At 65.4% G+C, this 18,925-nt stretch carries 14 protein-coding genes; 1 reads left to right on the top strand and 13 read right to left on the bottom strand.

Translation table 11 applies throughout. The features are described 5' to 3' along the window. Positions 1–78 precede the first annotated feature (78 nt). From murG to coq7, 11 genes are all read right to left on the bottom strand, one after another. Positions 79–1,182 carry an undecaprenyldiphospho-muramoylpentapeptide beta-N-acetylglucosaminyltransferase gene (murG, locus tag LGM56_RS08980; protein ID WP_226204258.1) on the bottom strand — a complete coding sequence of 368 codons (1,104 nt, stop codon included), beginning with the start codon at positions 1,180–1,182 and terminating at the stop codon, positions 79–81. A 121-nt stretch (positions 1,183–1,303) separates the two neighbouring features. Further along, the gene (gene ftsW, locus LGM56_RS08975) at positions 1,304–2,587 is read right to left on the bottom strand and encodes a putative lipid II flippase FtsW (protein WP_089439163.1); all 1,284 of its coding nucleotides are present in this window, start codon (positions 2,585–2,587) and stop codon (positions 1,304–1,306) included. Then, positions 2,584–4,098 (bottom strand): UDP-N-acetylmuramoyl-L-alanine--D-glutamate ligase, encoded by a 1,515-nt coding sequence (gene murD, locus LGM56_RS08970; RefSeq protein WP_226204256.1) that lies wholly within the window; start codon positions 4,096–4,098, stop codon positions 2,584–2,586. Before murD ends, ftsW begins: the two co-directional genes overlap by 4 nt. A 28-nt stretch (positions 4,099–4,126) precedes the next feature. Further along, complete coding sequence (gene mraY, locus LGM56_RS08965) at positions 4,127–5,296, bottom strand: phospho-N-acetylmuramoyl-pentapeptide-transferase (protein ID WP_006477019.1); 1,170 nt, start codon at positions 5,294–5,296, stop codon at positions 4,127–4,129. Positions 5,297–5,312: 16 nt separating this feature from the next. Then, the gene (locus LGM56_RS08960; RefSeq protein WP_226204254.1) at positions 5,313–6,719 is read right to left on the bottom strand and encodes a UDP-N-acetylmuramoyl-tripeptide--D-alanyl-D-alanine ligase; all 1,407 of its coding nucleotides are present in this window, start codon (positions 6,717–6,719) and stop codon (positions 5,313–5,315) included. Beyond that, entirely contained in the window at positions 6,716–8,254 is a 1,539-nt protein-coding gene (locus LGM56_RS08955; RefSeq protein ID WP_226204252.1) for a UDP-N-acetylmuramoyl-L-alanyl-D-glutamate--2,6-diaminopimelate ligase, read from the bottom strand. Before LGM56_RS08955 ends, LGM56_RS08960 begins: the two co-directional genes overlap by 4 nt. Further along, a complete protein-coding gene (locus tag LGM56_RS08950; RefSeq protein WP_226204249.1) occupies positions 8,251–10,098 on the bottom strand; it encodes a peptidoglycan D,D-transpeptidase FtsI family protein in 1,848 nt (615 codons plus the stop codon). The genes LGM56_RS08955 and LGM56_RS08950 overlap by 4 nt, the downstream gene beginning before the upstream one ends. Then, on the bottom strand, positions 10,095–10,436 hold the full coding sequence (gene ftsL / locus LGM56_RS08945) for a cell division protein FtsL (RefSeq protein ID WP_009694564.1): 342 nt from the start codon (positions 10,434–10,436) through the stop codon (positions 10,095–10,097). Before ftsL ends, LGM56_RS08950 begins: the two co-directional genes overlap by 4 nt. Continuing rightward, on the bottom strand, positions 10,433–11,374 hold the full coding sequence (gene rsmH / locus LGM56_RS08940) for a 16S rRNA (cytosine(1402)-N(4))-methyltransferase RsmH (protein ID WP_011350832.1): 942 nt from the start codon (positions 11,372–11,374) through the stop codon (positions 10,433–10,435). Before rsmH ends, ftsL begins: the two co-directional genes overlap by 4 nt. A 23-nt stretch (positions 11,375–11,397) precedes the next feature. Beyond that, entirely contained in the window at positions 11,398–11,826 is a 429-nt protein-coding gene (mraZ, locus tag LGM56_RS08935) for a division/cell wall cluster transcriptional repressor MraZ (protein ID WP_006487094.1), read from the bottom strand. Between the two features lie 386 nt (positions 11,827–12,212). Further along, complete coding sequence (coq7, locus tag LGM56_RS08930; protein WP_089424416.1) at positions 12,213–12,839, bottom strand: 2-polyprenyl-3-methyl-6-methoxy-1,4-benzoquinone monooxygenase; 627 nt, start codon at positions 12,837–12,839, stop codon at positions 12,213–12,215. 277 nt (positions 12,840–13,116) lie between these two features. Here coq7 and LGM56_RS08925 point away from each other — a divergent pair, with 277 nt between their 5' ends. Then, positions 13,117–14,268 (top strand): porin, encoded by a 1,152-nt coding sequence (locus LGM56_RS08925; RefSeq protein ID WP_089494038.1) that lies wholly within the window; start codon positions 13,117–13,119, stop codon positions 14,266–14,268. 271 nt (positions 14,269–14,539) lie between these two features. Here the strand turns inward: LGM56_RS08925 and LGM56_RS08920 are convergent, their stop codons facing one another. Together LGM56_RS08920 and LGM56_RS08915 are read right to left on the bottom strand one after the other, a co-directional pair. Continuing rightward, the gene (locus tag LGM56_RS08920) at positions 14,540–16,213 is read right to left on the bottom strand and encodes a long-chain fatty acid--CoA ligase (protein ID WP_089494036.1); all 1,674 of its coding nucleotides are present in this window, start codon (positions 16,211–16,213) and stop codon (positions 14,540–14,542) included. Between the two features lie 136 nt (positions 16,214–16,349). After that, positions 16,350–18,425, bottom strand: coding sequence for a molybdopterin-dependent oxidoreductase (locus LGM56_RS08915; RefSeq protein ID WP_226204248.1), 2,076 nt, complete (start codon positions 18,423–18,425; stop codon positions 16,350–16,352). Positions 18,426–18,925 lie beyond the last annotated feature (500 nt).

The following is an 18,925-nucleotide window of genomic DNA, read 5'->3' as shown; positions in this document are numbered from 1 at the left end:
CCGCCCCAAATCCCGATGGACAGGCTTTATGGGGGGGCTGCGCCCCCCCAAGCGAACGAAGTGAGCGTCGGGGTTGTTTCATTTAAGTGGTTCCAGGTTCGCGCCGGCCGCCTTCGCGCACACGCGCGCGACTTCGTCGGTGGCCTCGGGCTTCGCCAGCGAGCGCGAACGTTCCGCCATGTCCGCGAGCGATGCCCGCGACTGGCCGCGCAGCCAGTCGGCAAGCAATTCCGCCGACAGGTCGCGTTGTTGCACCAGCACGGCCGCGCCCGCATCGGCGAGGAACGCGGCGTTGCTCGTCTGGTGATCGTCGACCGCGTACGGGAACGGCACGAACAGCGCCGCCACGCCCACCGCCGCGATCTCCGACACCGTCATCGCCCCTGACCGGCAGATCACGAGATCCGCCGCCGCATACGCGGCCGCCATGTCGTCGATGAAGGGCACGAGCCGCACGTCCTCGCCGGCCGCGAAACCGGCCGCTTCGTAATTCGCCTTCAATGCTTCGATGTGCTTCGCGCCGGCCTGGTGCACGATGCGCGGGCGTTCGCCCGGCGCCAGCATCGCCAGCGCGCGCGGCACGACTTCATTCAGCGCGGCCGCCCCGAGGCTGCCGCCGACGACCAGCACGTTCAGCGGGCCGCTGCGCGATGCATAGCGTGCTTTGGGCGCTTGCGTGCCGGCAAGTTCCGCGCGAATCGGGTTACCCGTCCATTCCGCGTGCGGCAGCGCGCCGGGGAACGCGACGAGCACGCGCTTCGCGAATTTCGCGAGCACCTTGTTCGTCAGGCCCGCGATCGAATTCTGTTCATGCAGCACGAGCGGACGGCCCGACAGCGCGGTCATCACGCCCGCCGGGAACGTGATGTAGCCGCCCATCCCGAGCACGACGTCGGGCCGCACGCGGCGCAGCGCGGCGAGGCTTTGCCCGCATGCGCGCAGCAGGTTGAACGGCAGCGTCAACTTGGTCTTCAAACCCTTGCCGCGCAGCCCGCCGAACCGCACGTACTCCATCGGAATGCCGTGCTTCGGCACGAGCGTCGCTTCCATCCCGGCCGGATTGCCGAGCCACACGACGCGCCAGCCCGCCGCTTCCATCCGGTGCGCGACCGCGAGCCCCGGGAACACGTGGCCGCCGGTGCCGCCTGCCATCACCATCAGCGTGCGTTGCGACGCGGTCATACCTTCCCTCCCCGCATCAGCAAGAATGAACGAATGTTTTGGCTACGGCCGCTTCGCTTAACTTCGCGCGCTCCGCGCACGAAGTTAGCCTTCACCGAAATCGCGTACTGACGCGGGGAGGTCATACCTTCCCTCCCCGCATCAGTACGCGATTTTCATAGTCCACCCGCAGCAGCACCGCGAGCGCGACGCAGTTCAGCAAAATGCCCGAGCCGCCGTAGCTCACGAGCGGCAGCGTCAGGCCCTTGGTCGGCAGCAGCCCGAGGTTCACGCCCATGTTGATGAAGGTCTGCGCGCCGAACCAGATACCGATACCCTTCGCCATCAGGCCCGCGAACGTGCGATCGAGCGCGAGCGCCTGGCGGCCGATCTCGAACGCGCGGCGCACGATCCAGTAAAACAGCAGGATCACGACCAGCACGCCGACGAAACCGAGCTCCTCGCCGATCACCGCGAGGATGAAGTCGGTATGCGCTTCCGGCAGGTAGTTCAGCTTCTCGACGCTGCCGCCGAGGCCGACGCCGAACCACTCGCCGCGGCCGAACGCGATCAGCGAATGCGTGAGCTGGTACGCCTTGCCCTGCGCGTAGCGCTCGTCCCACGGATCGAGGTACGCGAAGATCCGCTCGCGACGCCACGGCGACAGCCACACCAGCATCGTGAAGGTGCCGATCGCGGTCGCGACGAGGCCGCCGAACAACTTGCCGTTCACACCGCCGAGGAACAGCACACCCATCGCGATCGCCGCGACCACCATGAACGCGCCCATGTCCGGCTCGAGGAGCAGCAGCGCACCGACCAAGCCGACCGCGAACGCCATCGGCAGGAAGCCCTTGGCGAAGCTCTGCATGTATTCCTGCTTGCGCACCGTGTAGTTCGCCGCGTAGATCGTCACCGCGAGCTTCATGATTTCCGACGGCTGCATGTTCGTGATGCCGAGCGGAATCCAGCGGCGCGCACCGTTCACACCCTTGCCGACGTGCGGGATCAGCACGATCACGAGGCCGACGAGCGCGATCAGGAAGAGTTGCGGCGCGTATTTGTCCCACGTCGACACCGGCACGCGGAACGCGACCACCGCCGCGACGAACGCGACGGCGAGCGAGATGCAGTGGCGCATCAGGAACGCGTAGTCGTGATACGACGCGTATTTCGGCGAATCGGGCATCGCGATCGACGCCGAATACACCATCACGACGCCGAGCCCGAGCAGCGCGATCGCGACCCACAGCAGCGAGTAGTCGAAGTCGAGCATCCGCGAACGGCTCGGGCGCACGCCGTTGACGACGCTCGCGAGGCCGCCCGTCGCGGCGCGCGTGGCCGACGCGACGCGGCCGCCCGCGGCATTGCCGCCGGTGTCGCGACGATCGTTGAAACGGGAGACGAGGCGATCGGACCAGCTCATGGCGTCGCTCCTTTGTCGATGGCGATTTCGTCGACCGCCGCGCGGAACACATCCGCGCGATGGGCGTAGTTCCTGAACATGTCGAGGCTCGCGCAGGCAGGCGACAGCAGCACCGCATCGCCGGGCTCCGCGAGGTCGGCTGCCGCGTGCACCGCACCTTCGAGCGTCGTGTGGTCGGCGAGCGGCACGCCTGTTTCGGCGAGCGTGTCGCGGATCGCCGGTGCGTCGCGGCCGATCAGCATCACCGCACGGCACCAGCGCGCGACCGGCGCAACCAGCGGTGCGAAATCCTGCCCCTTGCCGTCGCCGCCCGCGATCAGCACGATCTTCTGCGCCAGCCCGTCGAGTGCGGCAACCGTCGCGCCGACGTTCGTGCCCTTGCTGTCGTCGACGTAGTCCACGTCGTCGATCGTCGCGATCACTTCGACGCGATGCGCTTCGCCGCGGTACTCGCGCAGCGCGTGCAGCAGCGGCGCGGCCGGCAGGTCGATCGCGCGTGCGAGCGCGAATGCGGCCAGTGCGTTCGCCGCGTTGTGCAGCCCGCGGATGCGCAGCGCGTCGGCCGGCATCAGGCGCTTCTGCGCGATGTCGGGCGTATGCGCAGCATCGCGCTTGCGCCGACGGGTCGTCGTCGCGGTTTCATCCGGGGCGTCGCGATCGACCGCTTCGACCAGCCACGCGATACCGTTATCGCGCGACAGCCCGTAGTCGCCGTCCTGCACCGGTTCGCTCAGGCCGAACGTGACCGTGCGCGGCGCGTCGGCCGCGCCGGCTGCCGGGGCGAACCTCATCACCGTCGCATCGTCGCGGTTCAGCACGCGCGTGGTCGTCGCGCCGAAGATCCGGCCCTTTGCCTGCGCGTACGCGTCGAAGCTGCCGTGCCAGTCGAGGTGGTCCTGCGTGATGTTGAGGATCGCGGCCGCATCGGGCGCGAACGTGCGCGCGGTCTCGAGCTGGAAGCTCGACAGTTCGAGCACCCACACGTCGGGCAGCGCGGTCTCGTCGATCGCACTGGCGAGCCGGTCGAGCATCGCAGGACTGATATTGCCTGCGACGGCGACCTTCTTGCCCGAGCGCTGGCACAGCAGGCCGGTGAGGCTCGTCGTCGTGGTCTTGCCGTTGGTGCCCGTGATCGCGAGCACCTTCGGCTGGTAGCCGCTCGTGCCGAGCGCACGCAGTGCCTGCGCGAAGAATTCCAGCTCGCCCCACACCGCGACGCCCTGTTCGTTCGCGGCCGCGACCAGCGACGCGAGTGCCGGTTCGAGCGGCGACAGCCCGGGGCTCAGCCCGACGAGCTCGACGCCGCCGTCGAGCAGCGCAGGCGTGAATGCCCCGCCGACGAATTCCGCATCGATGCCTTCGGCCTGCAGCGCGGCAAGGTTCGGCGGCGCCTCGCGGGTATCGGCAATACGCAGCCGGCACCCGTGCCTCGCGCACCATCGCGCGATCGCGAGACCCGATTCCCCGAGCCCCAGTACGAGCACCATCGGCCGTTGCCGATCTCCAAACATCTCGCCAGACATCCTTGTTACCTTTCCTTTACCGCAGCTTGAGGGTGGTCAGACCGAACAGGCACAGCATCAGTGTGATGATCCAGAAACGCACGACCACCTGCGTCTCCTTCCAGCCGGACAATTCGAAATGGTGATGCAGCGGCGCCATCTTCAGCAGGCGCCGCCCTTCGCCGTAGCGCTTCTTCGTGTACTTGAACCACGAAACCTGCAGCATCACCGACAGCGTTTCCGCGACGAAGATGCCGCCCATGATGAACAGCACGATTTCCTGGCGTACGATCACCGCGACCGTGCCGAGCGCGCCGCCGAGCGCCAGCGCGCCGACGTCACCCATGAACACCTGCGCGGGGTGCGTGTTGTACCAGAGGAACGCGAGCCCTGCCCCTCCCATCGCCGAACAGAAGATCAGCAATTCGCCCGCGCCCGGAATGTGCGGGAACAGCAGGTATTTTGAATAGACCGCGCTGCCCATCACGTACGCGAACACACCCAGCGACGCACCGACCAGCACGACCGGCATGATCACGAGGCCGTCGAGGCCGTCGGTCAGGTTCACCGCGTTGCTCGCGCCGACGATCACGAAGTACGTCAGCACGATGAAGCCCCACACGCCGAGCGGGTAGCTGATCGACTTCAGGAACGGCAGCATCAGGTCGGCACGTGCCGGCAGCCCCATCGACAGGCCGCTCCTCACCCATGCCATGAACAGGTCGAACACGCGCACGTTGTTCGCCTCGGACACGCTGAAGGCGAGGTAGACGGCCGCGAACAGCCCGATCACGGATTGCCAGAAATACTTCTCGCGCGACGACATCCCGCGCGGGTCCTTGTGGACGACCTTGCGGTAATCGTCGACCCAGCCGATCACGCCGAAACCGAACGTCACGAGCATCACGATCCAGATGAAACGGTTCGTCAGGTCGCCCCACAGCAGCGTCGCGACCGCGATGCCGATCAGGATCAGCACGCCGCCCATCGTCGGCGTGCCGGACTTGACCAGGTGCGTCTGCGGGCCGTCCTTGCGCACGGCCTGACCGACCTTCATTTGCGTCAGCTTGCGGATCACCCACGGTCCGCACACGAGCCCGATCCCGAGCGCGGTGATGGTGGCCATCACCGCACGGAACGTGAGGTACGTGAACAAGCGCAAAAAGCTTGCGTCTCCTTGCAGCCATTGCGCCAGCGCCAGCAGCATGCTTCCTTCCTTCTACTCAGTGTGCAGCGGGCGTCGTGCCCGCCGCGGGTTGGTTCGTCAGCGCGTCGACCACGCGCTCCATCTTCATGTACCGCGAGCCCTTCACGAGCAGCGTCGCCTGCGCGCCGTAACCCGCCCCGAGCAATGCGCCGACCAGCGCGCCGACGTCGCCGAAATGGCGGGCCGTGTCGCCGTACGCGGTGCAGGCATCGCGCGACGCGTCGCCGAGCGCGAACAGCGCGTCGATTCCGCGCTCGCGCGCGTAGGCACCGACCTCGCGATGGAAGGCCGGGCCTTCGTCGCCGACCTCGCCCATGTCGCCGATCACCAGCACGCGCGGCGCCGGTTGCGCGGCGAGCACGTCGATCGCGGCACGCATCGAATCGGGATTCGCGTTGTACGTATCGTCGACGACCGTTGCGCCCGCGAGGCTGCCTGCGATCGCCTGTTTCACCTGCAGCCGGCCCTTGACCGGTTCGAACGATTCGAGGCCCTGCTTGATCGCCGACAGCGCGACGCCGGCGCCCAGCGCCGCGGCCGTAGCGGCCAGCGCGTTGCGCGCGTTGTGCTCGCCGAGCGCACGCAGCCGCACCGTGACGGCGCCCGCGGGCGTGTCGATCGCGAGTTCGCCGCCGTGCAGGCGGCCCGTGACCTGCGCGTCGCTTTGCCGTTCGGCATCGTGCAGCGCGAAATCGAGGATCCGGTTGCCGGTTGCCGCAACGCGCCAGATGCCAGCGTATGCGTCATCGGCCGGGAACACCGCGACGCCGTCCGGCGGCAGCGCGTGAATCACGGCCGCGTGCTCGAGCGCGACGGCTTCGACCGTCGCCATGAACTCCTGGTGCTCGCGCTGCGCGTTGTTGACGAGCGCGACCGTCGGGGCGGTAAGGCGCGCAAGGACTTCCGTCTCGCCCGGGTGATTCATCCCGATCTCGATCACCGCGAGACGATGCGCGGCCGACAGGCGCAGCAGCGTCAGCGGCAGGCCGACATCGTTGTTCAGGTTGCCGGCCGTCGCGAGCCGCGCATCGGCGCCGACCGCCGCCGCGAAGATCGACGCGATCATTTCCTTGACGGTCGTCTTGCCGTTGCTGCCCGTCACCGCGACGAGCGGCAGTGCGAATCGTTGGCGCCAGCCATGCGCAAGCGCGCCGAGCGCAGCACGCGTTTCACCACCTTCGATCACCGGCATCGTGACGCCCGCCGGCACGTGCGCGACCAGCGCCGCGGCAGCCCCGCGCGCGGCGACATCGCCGAGGAAGTCGTGCGCATCGAAGCGCTCGCCTTTCAATGCGACGAACAGGTCGCCGGGGCCGGCCGTGCGGCTGTCCGTCGACACGCGGTCGAACGTGACGCCCGCGTCGCCGTGAACAGTTGCGCCGGGGATCAGGCGAGCGGCTTCGCCGAGACTGAGCATCGTCATTCGGCGCCTCCCTTGCCGTGCGTCGCGCGTGCTGCCAGCGCGAGCCGCGCGTGATCCTGGTCGGAGAACGTGCGCTTCTTGCCCATGATTTCCTGCGTGGCCTCGTGGCCCTTGCCGGCCAGCACGACGACATCCTCGCGTGCCGCGCCGCGCACGGCCTGCAGGATCGCGCTCGCGCGATCCTCGATACGGCGTGCGTGATCGGGCGCGGTCATGCCTGCGACGATCTGGTCGATGATGCGCTGCGGATCCTCGCTGCGCGGGTTGTCGCTCGTGACGACGGTTTCATCGGCGAGCCGCTCCGCGATCGCGCCCATCAGCGGGCGCTTCGTCGCATCGCGATCGCCGCCGCAGCCGAACATGCAGACGAGCCGCCCGCCACGCGCCGTGGCGATCGGGCGCAGCGCGTCGAGCGTCTTTTCGAGCGCGTCGGGCGTGTGTGCGTAGTCGATCACGACCAGCGGTTCGTCGTTCTGCAGCCGGCCGCCGAGCCGCTGCATCCGGCCGTTGACGGACTCGAGCCGTGCGATCTCGGCGAGCGCCGCGTCGAACGGCACGTCGGCCGCGAGCAGCGAGCCGAGCACCGCGAGCAGGTTGCTGACGTTGAACGTGCCGAGCGTGCCGACCTCGACGTCCGCGTCGCCCCACGACGAACGCAGGCGGAACGCCGTGCCGGTCGCGGTGGCGCGCACGTCGAGCGCGACCAGTTCGCGATCGGCGTCCGGCACCGGTGCATCGCCGATCCCGTACGCAATCGTACGCACGCGACCGGCCAGTTTCTCGAGCAGGCGCCGACCTGCTGCGTCGTCGCGGTTGACGACCGCCGCGCGCAAGCCCCGCCATGCGAACAGCTTCGCCTTCGCGGCTTCGTACGCGTCGAACGTGCCGTGATAGTCGAGGTGATCCTGCGTGAGGTTCGTAAACACCGCGATGTCGAAAGCCGTACCGTTCACGCGCCCCTGGTGCAGCGCGTGCGACGACACCTCCATCGCCACGGCCTTCGCGCCCGCGTCGCACAATTGCGCCAGGCTGCGCTGCAGTTGCGGTGCGTCGGGGGTCGTGAAACCGGTCGGCACCAGCTGGCCGGGCATCCCGGTGCCAAGCGTGCCGATCACCGCGCACGGCTGGTGCAGCGCCGTCAGCGCGGTGGCGATCCACTGCGTGCACGAGGTCTTGCCGTTCGTGCCGGTCACCCCCACCGCGAGCAGGTTGTCGCTCGGATCGCCGTACCAGCCGCTGGCGATCTCGCCGGCGAGCTGGTCGAGCACCGGCACGGCCAGTGCGACAGGCACCGCCGGCGCAGCGGCCAGCCCTTCGGGCTGATACAGCACGGCGGCCGCACCGCGCGCGACGGCTTCGGCAATGAATGCGCGGTTGTCGGCCCCGTCGACTGCATACGCAAAAAACACGTCGCCCGCCTCGAGGCTGCGCGTGTCGGCATGCAGTTGCGCTGCGGGGGCCACATGCTGACGCAGCCACGCAAGCGCGGCTGCGATCTGCTGATGCGCCGGATGGGAACTGCGAGCGGCGCTCATCGAACAACTCCTGGTGAATTACGCGTCGTGCTGGACACGATCATATGCTTCGCACCGCCACCCGCGGGCAGCTTTTGCGCCCCCGTCGCGGAAGGTGCTGCCGGCGAATCGTCAGACACGACGAGCTGCTTGATCGGCATGTTCGGCGGCACGTTCAGCGCACGCATCGTGTCGCCGGCGATCGCCGAGAATACGGGGCCGGACACCTGGCCGCCGAAGTGGCTGCCGGCGGTCGGCTCGTCGACCGATACCGCGACGACGATGCGCGGATTCGGCATCGGCGCCATCCCGACGAACGACGCGCGGTACTTGCGCGTGTAGCCGTGGCCTTCATGCTTGTACGCGGTACCGCTCTTGCCGCCGACGCGATAGCCCGGCACGGCCGCATCCGGCGACGTGCCGCCCGGCGCCACCACCGTCTCGAGCATCGCGCGCACTTCGCGCGCGGTGGTCGGGTTGAACACCTGCGTGCCGACGACCGGCTGGTTGGGGTCGGTCTTGAAAATGGTCACGGGCATCAGCTCGCCGTCATGCGCGATCGCCGTGTAGGCGCGCGCGAGCTGGAACAGCGACACCGACAGGCCGTAGCCGTACGACATCGTCGCCTGCTCGATGCGGCGCCAGCTCTTCCACGGACGCAGGCGGCCGGCCACCGCCCCCGGGAACCCGACCTTCGGCGCCTGGCCGAGGCCGATGCTCGTATACATATTCCACATTTCCTCGGGCCGCATCGTCATCGCGATCTTCGTCGCGCCGATGTTGCTCGACTTCTGGATCACGCCGCCGACCGTCAACGTGCCGAAACCCGCGTCGTCGGTGATCGGCGCGCCATCGAGCACGAAATGCCCGTTGCCCGTCTCGACGAGCGTGTTCGGCGTCACGCGGTGCAGGTCGAGCGCGAGCGACACCGTAAACGGCTTCATGATCGAGCCGGGCTCGAACACGTCGGTCATGATCCGGTTGCGCAACTGCTCGCCCGTCATGCGCGAGCGGTCGTTCGGGTTGTACGTCGGGTAGTTGACGAGTGCGAGTACCTCGCCGGTGCGCACGTCGACGACCATCGCCGCGCCGGCCTTCGCCTTGAACTTCTCGACGGCGGCCTTCAGGTTCGCGTACGCGATGTACTGGATCTTGCTGTCGATCGACAGGTCGACGTCGGTGCCGTTGTGCGGCGGGATCTGCTCGGCGACGTCCTCGACGATGTGCCCCATCCGGTCCTTGATCACGCGACGCATGCCCGACGTACCGGACAGCATCTTCTGGTCGCCCAGCTCGACGCCTTCCTGCCCTTCGTCCTCGACGTTCGTGAAGCCGATCAGGTGAGCGGTGATCTCGCCTTCCGGATAGAAGCGCTTGTATTCGTTGCGCTGATAGATGCCGGGAATGTCGAGCGCGGCGACCTTGTCCGCGACGTCGATCGGCACCTGGCGCTTGACGTAGACGAAACCCTTGTCTTCCGACAGCTTCACGCGCAGTTCCTTCGACGTCATGCCGAGGAGCTTGCCGAGCTGATTGACCTTGTCGGCATCGAGATCGTCCGGCACCGCGTCGGGAATCGCCCAGATCGCGCGCACGGGCAGGCTCGTCGCGAGCACGAGCCCGTTACGGTCGAGAATCTTGCCGCGCGTCGCCGGCAGATCGATCGTGCGCTGGTAGCGGCTTTCGCCCTGCTTCCGGTAGAACGCGTTGCCGGGCCCCTGGATCCAGAACGCGCGCGCGGCCAGCGCGACGAACGCCATGAACAGCAGGAACACGACGAGCTTCGAGCGCCACATCGGCAGATGCACGCCCAGCACGGGGCTCGACGAGAACTTGACGTTCTGGCGCTTCTGGGACGGCTTCATCGCGCGCCTCCCTTGCCCTTGCCGGCCGTGTCCGCCGAAGCCGGGATCGGCGCATCGATCGCCTTCGCGGCGCCCGGCGGCAGCGTCAGGTATTGCGTGCGGCCGGTCGTGATCGGCTGCATCTTCAGTGAATCGTTCGCGAGCTGCTCGATGCGCGACGTCTTCGACAGCGCGCTCTGCTGATATTGAAGCTGCGCGTAGTCCTGCTGGAGTTGACGCTCCTGCGACTGCGCACGCTGCAGCTGGATGAAGATCTGGCGCTGCTGGTTCGTCGAATTGACGACCGACAGCGCGCAACCCATCACGATGATCAGCAGGAAGATGTTGAAGCGGCTCATGGCGTGACGCGCTCCGCAATGCGCATCACGGCGGAGCGGGCGCGCGGATTCGCAGCGACTTCCGCTTCACTCGGAAACTGGCGGCTGATGATCTTGAGCGGCGGGCTCGGGAGGTCGACGGCGCGGATCGGCAGGCGACGATCGACCGCAGGCGCACTCGCGTGCGCCTGCATGAATCGCTTGACGATCCGGTCCTCGAGTGAATGAAAGCTGATGACCACCAGCCGCCCCCCTTGCTCCAGCAACGACAGTGCCGCGTCTAGTACGACTTGCAGGTCCGCAAGCTCTTGATTGACGTGAATCCGTATAGCCTGAAAGGTGCGGGTTGCCGGATCCTTGCCCTTCTCACGGGTTTTGACGACGTGACCCACGATTTGGGCAAGCTCGCCCGTGGTGTCGAGAGGCCCAAGACGGTCGGACTCTGCCCGGCGAGCAACAAGCGCCTTTGCAATCTGAAAAGCAAACCGTTCTTCCCCATAATCCCGTATCACCTCCGTCAATTCCTGCACCGAAGCCCGTGCGAGCCATTCCGCCGCCGACTCGCCGCGCGTCGGATCCATCCGCATGTCCAGCGGACCATCGGCGCGGAAGCTGAAGCCGCGCGCCGGATCGTCCACCTGCGGCGAGGACACGCCCAGGTCGAGCAACACCCCCGACACCTTCTCGACGCCGCGCGCCGCAAGCGCGTCACGCATCGATGCAAAGCTGTCATGCACGATCGAGAAGCGCGCATCCTCGATACCCTGCGCCGTCTCGATCGCCCTCGGATCCTTGTCGAACGCGATCAGCCGCCCGCCCGGCGCCAGCCGCGCGAGCACCGCGCGGCTATGGCCGCCGCGCCCGAACGTACCGTCGACATAAATGCCATCCGGTCGCGTCACGAGCGATTCGACCGCTTCGTCCAACAACACGGTCCGATGCTGCAATTCGTTTCCCATCGCGGGCGTCTCCGTCACCGCAATCAGAACGTGAAATTCTTCAGCGCGTCGGGCATGCCCTGCGCCATCGCTGCCTGCTCCTTCGCGTTGTAGGTTTGCGAATCCCACAGCTCGAAGTGACTACCCATTCCCAACAACATGACTTCCTTTTCCAGTCCGGCTGCCATGCGCAGCTCGGGCGATACGAGAATCCGGCCCGCGCTGTCGAGATCGACATCCATCGCATTGCCGAGAAAAATGCGCCGCCACCAGTGCGCGTCCATCGGCAGCGCGGCGATCTTGGCGCGGAATACCTCCCATTCGGGGCGCGGAAACAGCAACAGGCAGCCGTCCGGGTGCTTGGTCACAGTCACCCGTCCTTCTGCCTGTCCTTGCAGCGCTTCGCGATAGCGAGCCGGCACCGACATCCGCCCTTTCGCATCGAGCGTCAGCGCCGACGCCCCTTGGAACACTTTCCGCTCTCCCGTTCAGGGCACCGAAGCACCCGCTACATGCTGAGAATTTAGCCGGAATAGCCCGCCAAATCACACAAAAATACACTTTCTCACACTGTCTCCCACTTTAGAGGAAGGGTGTGGCACGGTCAAGGGAGCGGCCCGCTTTTTTGACGAATTTTGTTAGTTAGAACAAGGACTTACGCGCACATGCTCATGCGCCCCCTCATTCTAAAAACCGTTATAAATGAATGAGCTAGTGCAACTTGTGAAGGTGATACGTGAGAAAGACAGGCCAGACGGGTGTGCGGACGGGGCTTTCGGGGGCGGGAAAACGAGGAATAAACGGGCGGTATCAGCGGCGGGGAACCGGGGCGACGTCACGCATCGCCCCGGTGGGAATCTCACAGATAGTACGCAGTGCTCGTCATGACTTTCGACGCGGCGCGCATCAGCATCCGCGCGGGCAGCGGCAGCTCGATCCCGCCTGCGTCGGCCGCGGCCTTGCCGTGCTTCACCTCGTCGATACGCATCTGGTCGACGATCGCGCGCGACGCGGTATCGGCCGCCGGCAACTCGGACATGTGGCCTTCGAGATGGCTCTCGACCTGCCGTTCGGTCTCGGCCATGAAGCCGAGGCTGACCTTGTCGCCGAGCGCGCCGGCCGCCACGCCGATTGCGAGCGAACCCGCATACCAGAGCGGGTTCAGCAGGCTCGGGCGCGAGTCGAGTTCTTTCAGGCGATGCGCGGTCCACGCGAGGTGATCCTCCTCCTCGCGTGCGGCCTCCTCGAACATCGCCTTCGCCGACGCCGTGCGCGCGGTGAGTTTCTGCGCCTGGTACAGCGCCTGCGCGCAGACCTCGCCGACGTGGTTCACGCGCATCAGCCCGGCGGCATGCGTACGCTCCGCAGGCGTCAGCTCGACGGCCGGCGCCTCCGCCGGCGCGGGCACCGGCCGGCTCATCCGGCTAATGCCGGTCAGCGATCGCAGGCCGCGATCGAATTCGCTGATCAGTTCATCCAACACCATCCTGTTCTCCTGGCTGCAGGTGCTGCCGCGAGCGGCAAGGGCACGAGTCCGCTGCGTAACCGACTTGATTATTCAGCGGAAATTGCGGTTAACCCGTGATTTTAACCATTGTTGCATAAAGGAAACATGGCGACCTTGAGCTGCGGCATTTCGCTTTGTGGCAAAAAACGGTTTTGCTACATTACGTGCGACTTCTTGCGAAGTTGATGGGGCCCGTCAACAGAACATAACTATCCGCCCCGCCAGAAAAAATTCAGTGAATTTTGGAGATCCGTTAATGAAAAAGTCGCTTCTCGCGCTCGTCGCGCTGGGCGCGTTTGCTGGCGCTGCCCATGCGCAAAGCAGCGTGACGCTTTACGGCATCATCGATGAAGGCCTGCTCTTTAACAACAACGCGGGCGGCAAGCACCTGTACAGCATGGCCAGCGGCGTGATGCAAGGCAGCCGCTTCGGCCTGCGCGGCACCGAAGACCTCGGTGGCGGCCTGAAGGCGATCTTCACCCTCGAAAACGGTTTCGACGTGAACAGCGGCAAGCTCGGTCAGGGCGGCCTGATGTTCGGTCGTCAGGCTTACGTCGGCCTGTCGAGCCAGTACGGTACGGTCACGCTGGGTCGTCAATACGACTCCGTCGTCGACTTCGTCGGCCCGCTCGAGGCAGGCGACCAATGGGGTGGCTACATCGCTGCTCACCCGGGTGACCTCGACAACTTCAACAACGCGTATCGCGTGAACAACGCAGTCAAGTTCACGAGCCAGACCTACGGCGGCTTCTCGTTCGGCGGCTTGTACAGCTTCGGCGGTCAGGCAGGCCAGTTCTCGAAGAACCAGGTCTGGTCGCTCGGCGCAGGCTACAACAACGGCCCGCTGGTCTTGGGCGTGGGCTACTTGAACGCACGCACGCCGAACCAGTTCGGCGGCATGTTCAACAACGGCTCGGCGTCTTCGTCGGTCTCGTCGCCGATCTACGGCGCGTACGCGAACAACGCGAACACGTACCAGGTCATCGGTGCCGGCGGCGCCTACACGTTCGGCGCAGCGACGATCGGTGCAACGTACTCGAACACGAAGTTCAAGGGCTTCTCGGCAGGCCCGTTCGTGAACCAGTCCGCGACGTTCAACAACGGCGAACTCAACTTCAAGTATCAGCTGACCCCGGCGTTGATTCTCGGCGCAGCGTACGACTACACGCAAGGCAGCAAGATCAACGGCAGCTCGGCAGCCAAGTACCACCAGGGCTCGCTGGGTGTCGACTACTTCCTGTCGAAGCGCACCGACGTCTACGCGATCGGCGTGTACCAGCACGCATCGGGCAACGTGCTCGACGCGAACGGCAACGTGATCCAGGCAACCGCAGCGATCAACGGTCTCGCAGGTTCGAGCACCAGCAACCAGGTCGCAGCACGCGTCGGTATCCGTCACAAGTTCTAATCAGCTTGCCTGACAAGCCGCAGCATATTGAAGGCGCCTTCGGGCGCCTTTTTCTTTTCCGGTCGGTGCAGCCGCGAAGCCGGAGCGCAGCGAATCGTATCGACTACGATGCGCTCGTCGAGGAGGCACCGTGCCGTCCTTGCCGCGTCGTAGCGCATTACCGCCGTATCGAACACCTCCCCCAGAAGCCGCCTCGCGCGGAAACAGTCTCTTCCGGTCGCAAACAAAAAACCCGGCACAGGCCGGGTTTTTTCGTTCCGATCGGCCGCCGTTACGCGCGTCCGTCACGCAGTTCGCGCCGCAGGATCTTGCCGACGTTCGTTTTCGGCAGCTCCGTACGGAACTCGACCAGCTTCGGCCGCTTGTAGCCGGTGAGCCGCTCCTTGCAGTAAGCGAGGATGTCCTTGTCGGTGAGCGCCGGATCCTTCTTCACGACGAACAGCTTCACGGCTTCGCCGGAATGCTCGTCGGGCACCCCGACCGCCGCCACCTCGAACACGCCCGGATGCGACGCCACCACGTCCTCGACTTCGTTCGGGTACACGTTGAAGCCCGACACGAGGATCATGTCCTTCTTCCGGTCGACGATCTTCACGTAACCTCGCGCGTCCATCACGCCGACGTCGCCCGTCTTGAAGAAGCCGTCCGCGAACATGACCTTCGCGGTCTCGTCCGGCCGGTTCCAGTAACCGGCCATCACCTGCGGGCCGCGGATGCAGATCTCGCCCGGTTCGCCGAGCGCGACGTCGTTGCCCGCGTCGTCGCGAATCGCCACCTCGGTCGACGGCAGCGGCAAGCCGATCGTCCCGCTGTACTCGGTCGCCGTCACGGGGTTGCAGGTCGCCACCGGCGACGTTTCAGACAGCCCGTAACCTTCGATAATCGCGGTATGGGTCTTTTCATACCAGCGTTTCGCGACACCTTCCTGGATCGCCATGCCGCCGCCGTTGGCGATCACGAGCTTCGACAGGTCGAGCTGATTGAATTCCGGGTGGTTCAGCAGTGCGTTGTACAGCGTGTTGACCGCCGGGATCGTCGAGATCTGGTAGCCCTTCAGCTCCTTGATCATGCCGGCGATGTCGCGCGGATTCGGGATCAGGATGCCCATGCCACCGGTACGCATCGTCAGGAAGCCGCAGACGGTCAGCGCGAACACGTGATACAGCGGCAGCGCGACAACGGTCACGAACTGTTTCACGTCCGGGAACTTCTCGTGAGCCGGATGATGCCAGGCGCCCGCCTGCAGCACGTTCGACACGATGTTCCGGTGCAGCAGCGTCGCCCCCTTCGCCACGCCGGTCGTACCGCCCGTGTATTGCAGGAACGCGACGTCATCGGGGCCGATCTTCTGCGCCTTGAATGCCTGGCGCGCACCTTCCGACAGCGCGGCCTTGAAGCGCGTGAACGACGGCAGCTGCCAGGCAGGCACCATCTTTTTCACGTTGCGCACGACGTAGTTGACGAGCCATCCCTTGATGCCCAGCAGATCGCCCATCGAAGCGACGACAACGTGCTTGACGCTCGTATTCGCGATGACGGCCTGCAGCGTCGATGCAAAATTCTCGAGGATGACGATCGCCTCCGCACCGCTGTCCTTCAGTTGATGCTCGAGCTCGCGCGGCGTATAGAGGGGGTTGACGTTGACGACGGTGTAGCCCGCGCGCAGTACCGCGGCGATCGCCACGGGGTATTGCAGCACGTTCGGCATCATGATCGCGACGCGCGCCCCGCGCGCAAGCCCGCGCGATTGCAGCCATGCGCCGAACTGGCGCGACAGCTTGTCGAGTTCGCCGTACGTGATGCCCTTGCCCATGCAGACGAATGCCGTGCGGTCGCGATACTGCCGGAAGCTTTCGTCGAGCAGGTCGGGAACAGAGGGATAAGGAGACGCGTCAATTTCGGCTGGAACGCCGGGTGGGTACGATTTCAGCCAAATTTTGTCCATACCGCGCGTCTCCTCACTGATTTTCGAATGGTCGTGCTAAAACGCATCGTAACGGCTCGCTCGTTCCGAGACAACAGGGTTAGATGTCCACTTCGAACTTCCTTGGAAATTCGTCTGATCATACGGGGATATCCGATCAAATGCGCTCAACTTCCACAAGGCAGTCGTAGAACGTCGCCGAATTGCCGAGATCGGTGAGTGCCTGGCTCGTCACTTCGTTCGCGTTCCTGCCGTCCGGCGACAGCTTCTTCCACCAGATCGACAGCCCGACGACGAGCCCCGCGCGGGCGCGATCGGTAACTCTCGCGAGCGCCTGCATCGATCCGCGGTCGTTGAAGATGCGAACGACGTCACCTTCCGCGATCCCGCGCGCGTCGGCGTCAGACGGGTGGATGTCGAGATGTGGCTCGCCTTCGGTATGACGCAGGCTGTCGACGTTCACGAACGTACTGTTCAGGAAGTGGCGAGCCGGCGGCGAGATCATCGCGAGCGGATAGCGCGCGGCGAGCTCGGGCGCGGCCTCGGCCGACTCGAATGGCGGCAGGTAGTCGGGCACGGGATCCGCGCCCATCTGCTCGAGTCGGGGGCTGTAGAACTCACACTTGCCGGACGGCGTGCGGAAACCACCGTTCGCGAACGGCGCCTCCGGCAGCTTGAGCTTCAACCAGCCATCGCGCTTGAGCGTGTCCCAATCGCTATCGAGCACCGGATCGTCCCAGCGGAGCGCCGCGCGCGCGACCTCTTCGTCGCTGTGATAAAGCGCCGGCTCGTCGAGCCCCATGCTGCGCGCGATGCCACGAAAGATCTCCGTATTCGGCCGTGTCTCTCCCACCGGAGGAATCGACGGCAGATTCGCCATCACGTAGGTGTGACCGTACGATTTGTGGATGTCCAGATGCTCGAGCTGGGTGGTGGCCGGCAACACAATATCGGCGAAATCGACGGTATCTGTCTTGAAATGCTCGAGAACAACTGTGAACAGATCGTCACGCGCAAACCCTGCCGCGACCTTCGATGAATCCGGTGCGACCGCTACCGGATTCGAGTTGTATACGATCACCGCTTCGACCTTCGGCCCGAAGGTGGCATCGCCCGGATGCAGTAGCGCGTCGCCGATTGCGTTCATGTTGATGATGCGCGGCAGTTTGTGCGGCCAGCCCGGCATCAAATCCGGGCGAAGCAGCGCAGCCTGGTTGACCGGCGCGGATTCCGACGACGAGAGCAACAGCCCGCCGGCGCGGTCCCGCCAGGCGCCCGTCAGCGCTGGCAGGCTTGCGATCGTGCGTACGGCGTTGCCACCGCCGCGAACGCGCTGCATGCCGTAGTTGAGGCGGATCGATGCCTTGCGGGTGGCACCGTAACGACGTGCAAGGTCGATCAGCTCCGACGCGTCGATCCCGCAGATCTGCGCAACGCGTTCCGGCGGATAGGACATCGCCCGCTCCTTGAGCGCGTCGAAGCCGAGCGTATGGCTTGCGATGTATTCGTGATCGAGCAGGTCTTCGGTCATCAGCACGTGCATCATGCCGAGTGCGAACGCGCCGTCGGTACCAGGCTTCAACGCGATGTGCTGATGACACTTCTCGGCCGTCAGCGAACGATACGGATCGATGGCGACAAGACGTGCGCCTCGGCGCTTCGCTTCCTGCGCGCGCGTCCAGAAGTGCAGGCTCGACGCGATCGGGTTTGCTCCCCAAATCAGAATCAGCTCGCTTTCCTCGAAATACTCGAGGTGCATGCCGAGACTGCCGCCATAGGTGTAACGTAACCCCGCTGCACCGGCCGCCGCGCAGATCGTGCGCTCGAGCCGCGAGGCGCCGAGCTTGTGGAAGAATCGCTGGGCGATGCCCTCCCCCTGCACGAGCCCCATCGTCCCTGCGTAGCTGTACGGCATGATCGCTTCCGGCGCGCGCGCCGCGATTTCACCGAGACGACGACCGATCTCATCGAACGCCTCGTCCCAGCTGATGGGTACGAAATGCCCCTCCCCTTTGGCGCCGACGCGCTTGAGCGGGACGGTGAGGCGGTCGGGGTGATGAACGCGATCGGCGTATCGACTGACTTTCGTACACAACACGCCTTGTGTCGGCGGATGGTCGGGATCGCCCGTGACCTTGATCGCCTTGCCGTTTTCGACAGTCACACGCATTGCGCACGTGTCCGGACAATCATGCGGGCAAACGGCCCTAGCTACCTGAATGGCGGCGTTCATCGTTTTGTGTGCAGAGATGGGGATTCGCAAATTTTACGTGGACACGCCGAATAAAGCGTTCATTCCGTGCGGTTTCTGAGGTATTTGGCCGGAACGCGATGGGGGAGTCGATCCAGTTTCGGTGGTTCGGTGCGTCGTCCCGGCGTATTTGCATGGCGACCCGACGCTCGTTGTCGACTTTGGCAAGCTAATCACCTACGAGTGTGCTGCCCGAGGTGCGGGAGAGAGAAATTGCAGCCTTGATCGGAGATAGCAGCAATAGGCCAAGGGATCGCGGATGATACTGGCTGATTGGCGTGCCGGGAGCGGCGAGCGCTTCTACTTGGACAGGCGATGGGGAAACTCCAGCCAGGCTACCACTCCGCGCCCCCGTGCATTTCCGCCGCTGAAATGCAAAAACCCCCGCCTTTCGGGCGGGGGTTTCTGGCTTAGGGAGCCTGACGATTACCTACTTTCACACGGGAATCCGCACTATCATCGGCGTAGAGTCGTTTCACGGT

It is taken from the genome of Burkholderia sp. AU38729 (assembly GCF_020419725.1).
In the GTDB taxonomy this organism is placed as follows: domain Bacteria; phylum Pseudomonadota; class Gammaproteobacteria; order Burkholderiales; family Burkholderiaceae; genus Burkholderia.
This window is presented reverse-complemented; position numbering and strand designations above follow the sequence as displayed.

Excerpts from the sequence above, each read along its gene's own strand:
- LGM56_RS08960 (WP_226204254.1), bottom strand. The coding sequence starts at position 6,719 with ATGACGATGCTCAGTCTCGGCGAAGCCGCTCGCCTGATCCCCGGCGCA.
- ftsL (WP_009694564.1), bottom strand. The coding sequence starts at position 10,436 with ATGAGCCGCTTCAACATCTTCCTGCTGATCATCGTGATGGGTTGCGCG.
- LGM56_RS08920 (WP_089494036.1), bottom strand. The coding sequence starts at position 16,213 with ATGGACAAAATTTGGCTGAAATCGTACCCACCCGGCGTTCCAGCCGAA.
- LGM56_RS08915 (WP_226204248.1), bottom strand. The coding sequence starts at position 18,425 with ATGAACGCCGCCATTCAGGTAGCTAGGGCCGTTTGCCCGCATGATTGT.
- LGM56_RS08925 (WP_089494038.1), top strand. The coding sequence starts at position 13,117 with ATGAAAAAGTCGCTTCTCGCGCTCGTCGCGCTGGGCGCGTTTGCTGGC.
- murG (WP_226204258.1), bottom strand. The coding sequence starts at position 1,182 with ATGACCGCGTCGCAACGCACGCTGATGGTGATGGCAGGCGGCACCGGC.
- rsmH (WP_011350832.1), bottom strand. The coding sequence starts at position 11,374 with ATGGGAAACGAATTGCAGCATCGGACCGTGTTGTTGGACGAAGCGGTC.
- LGM56_RS08950 (WP_226204249.1), bottom strand. The coding sequence starts at position 10,098 with ATGAAGCCGTCCCAGAAGCGCCAGAACGTCAAGTTCTCGTCGAGCCCC.
- murD (WP_226204256.1), bottom strand. The coding sequence starts at position 4,098 with ATGTTTGGAGATCGGCAACGGCCGATGGTGCTCGTACTGGGGCTCGGG.
- LGM56_RS08955 (WP_226204252.1), bottom strand. The coding sequence starts at position 8,254 with ATGAGCGCCGCTCGCAGTTCCCATCCGGCGCATCAGCAGATCGCAGCC.
- ftsW (WP_089439163.1), bottom strand. The coding sequence starts at position 2,587 with ATGAGCTGGTCCGATCGCCTCGTCTCCCGTTTCAACGATCGTCGCGAC.
- mraY (WP_006477019.1), bottom strand. The coding sequence starts at position 5,296 with ATGCTGCTGGCGCTGGCGCAATGGCTGCAAGGAGACGCAAGCTTTTTG.
- coq7 (WP_089424416.1), bottom strand. The coding sequence starts at position 12,839 with ATGGTGTTGGATGAACTGATCAGCGAATTCGATCGCGGCCTGCGATCG.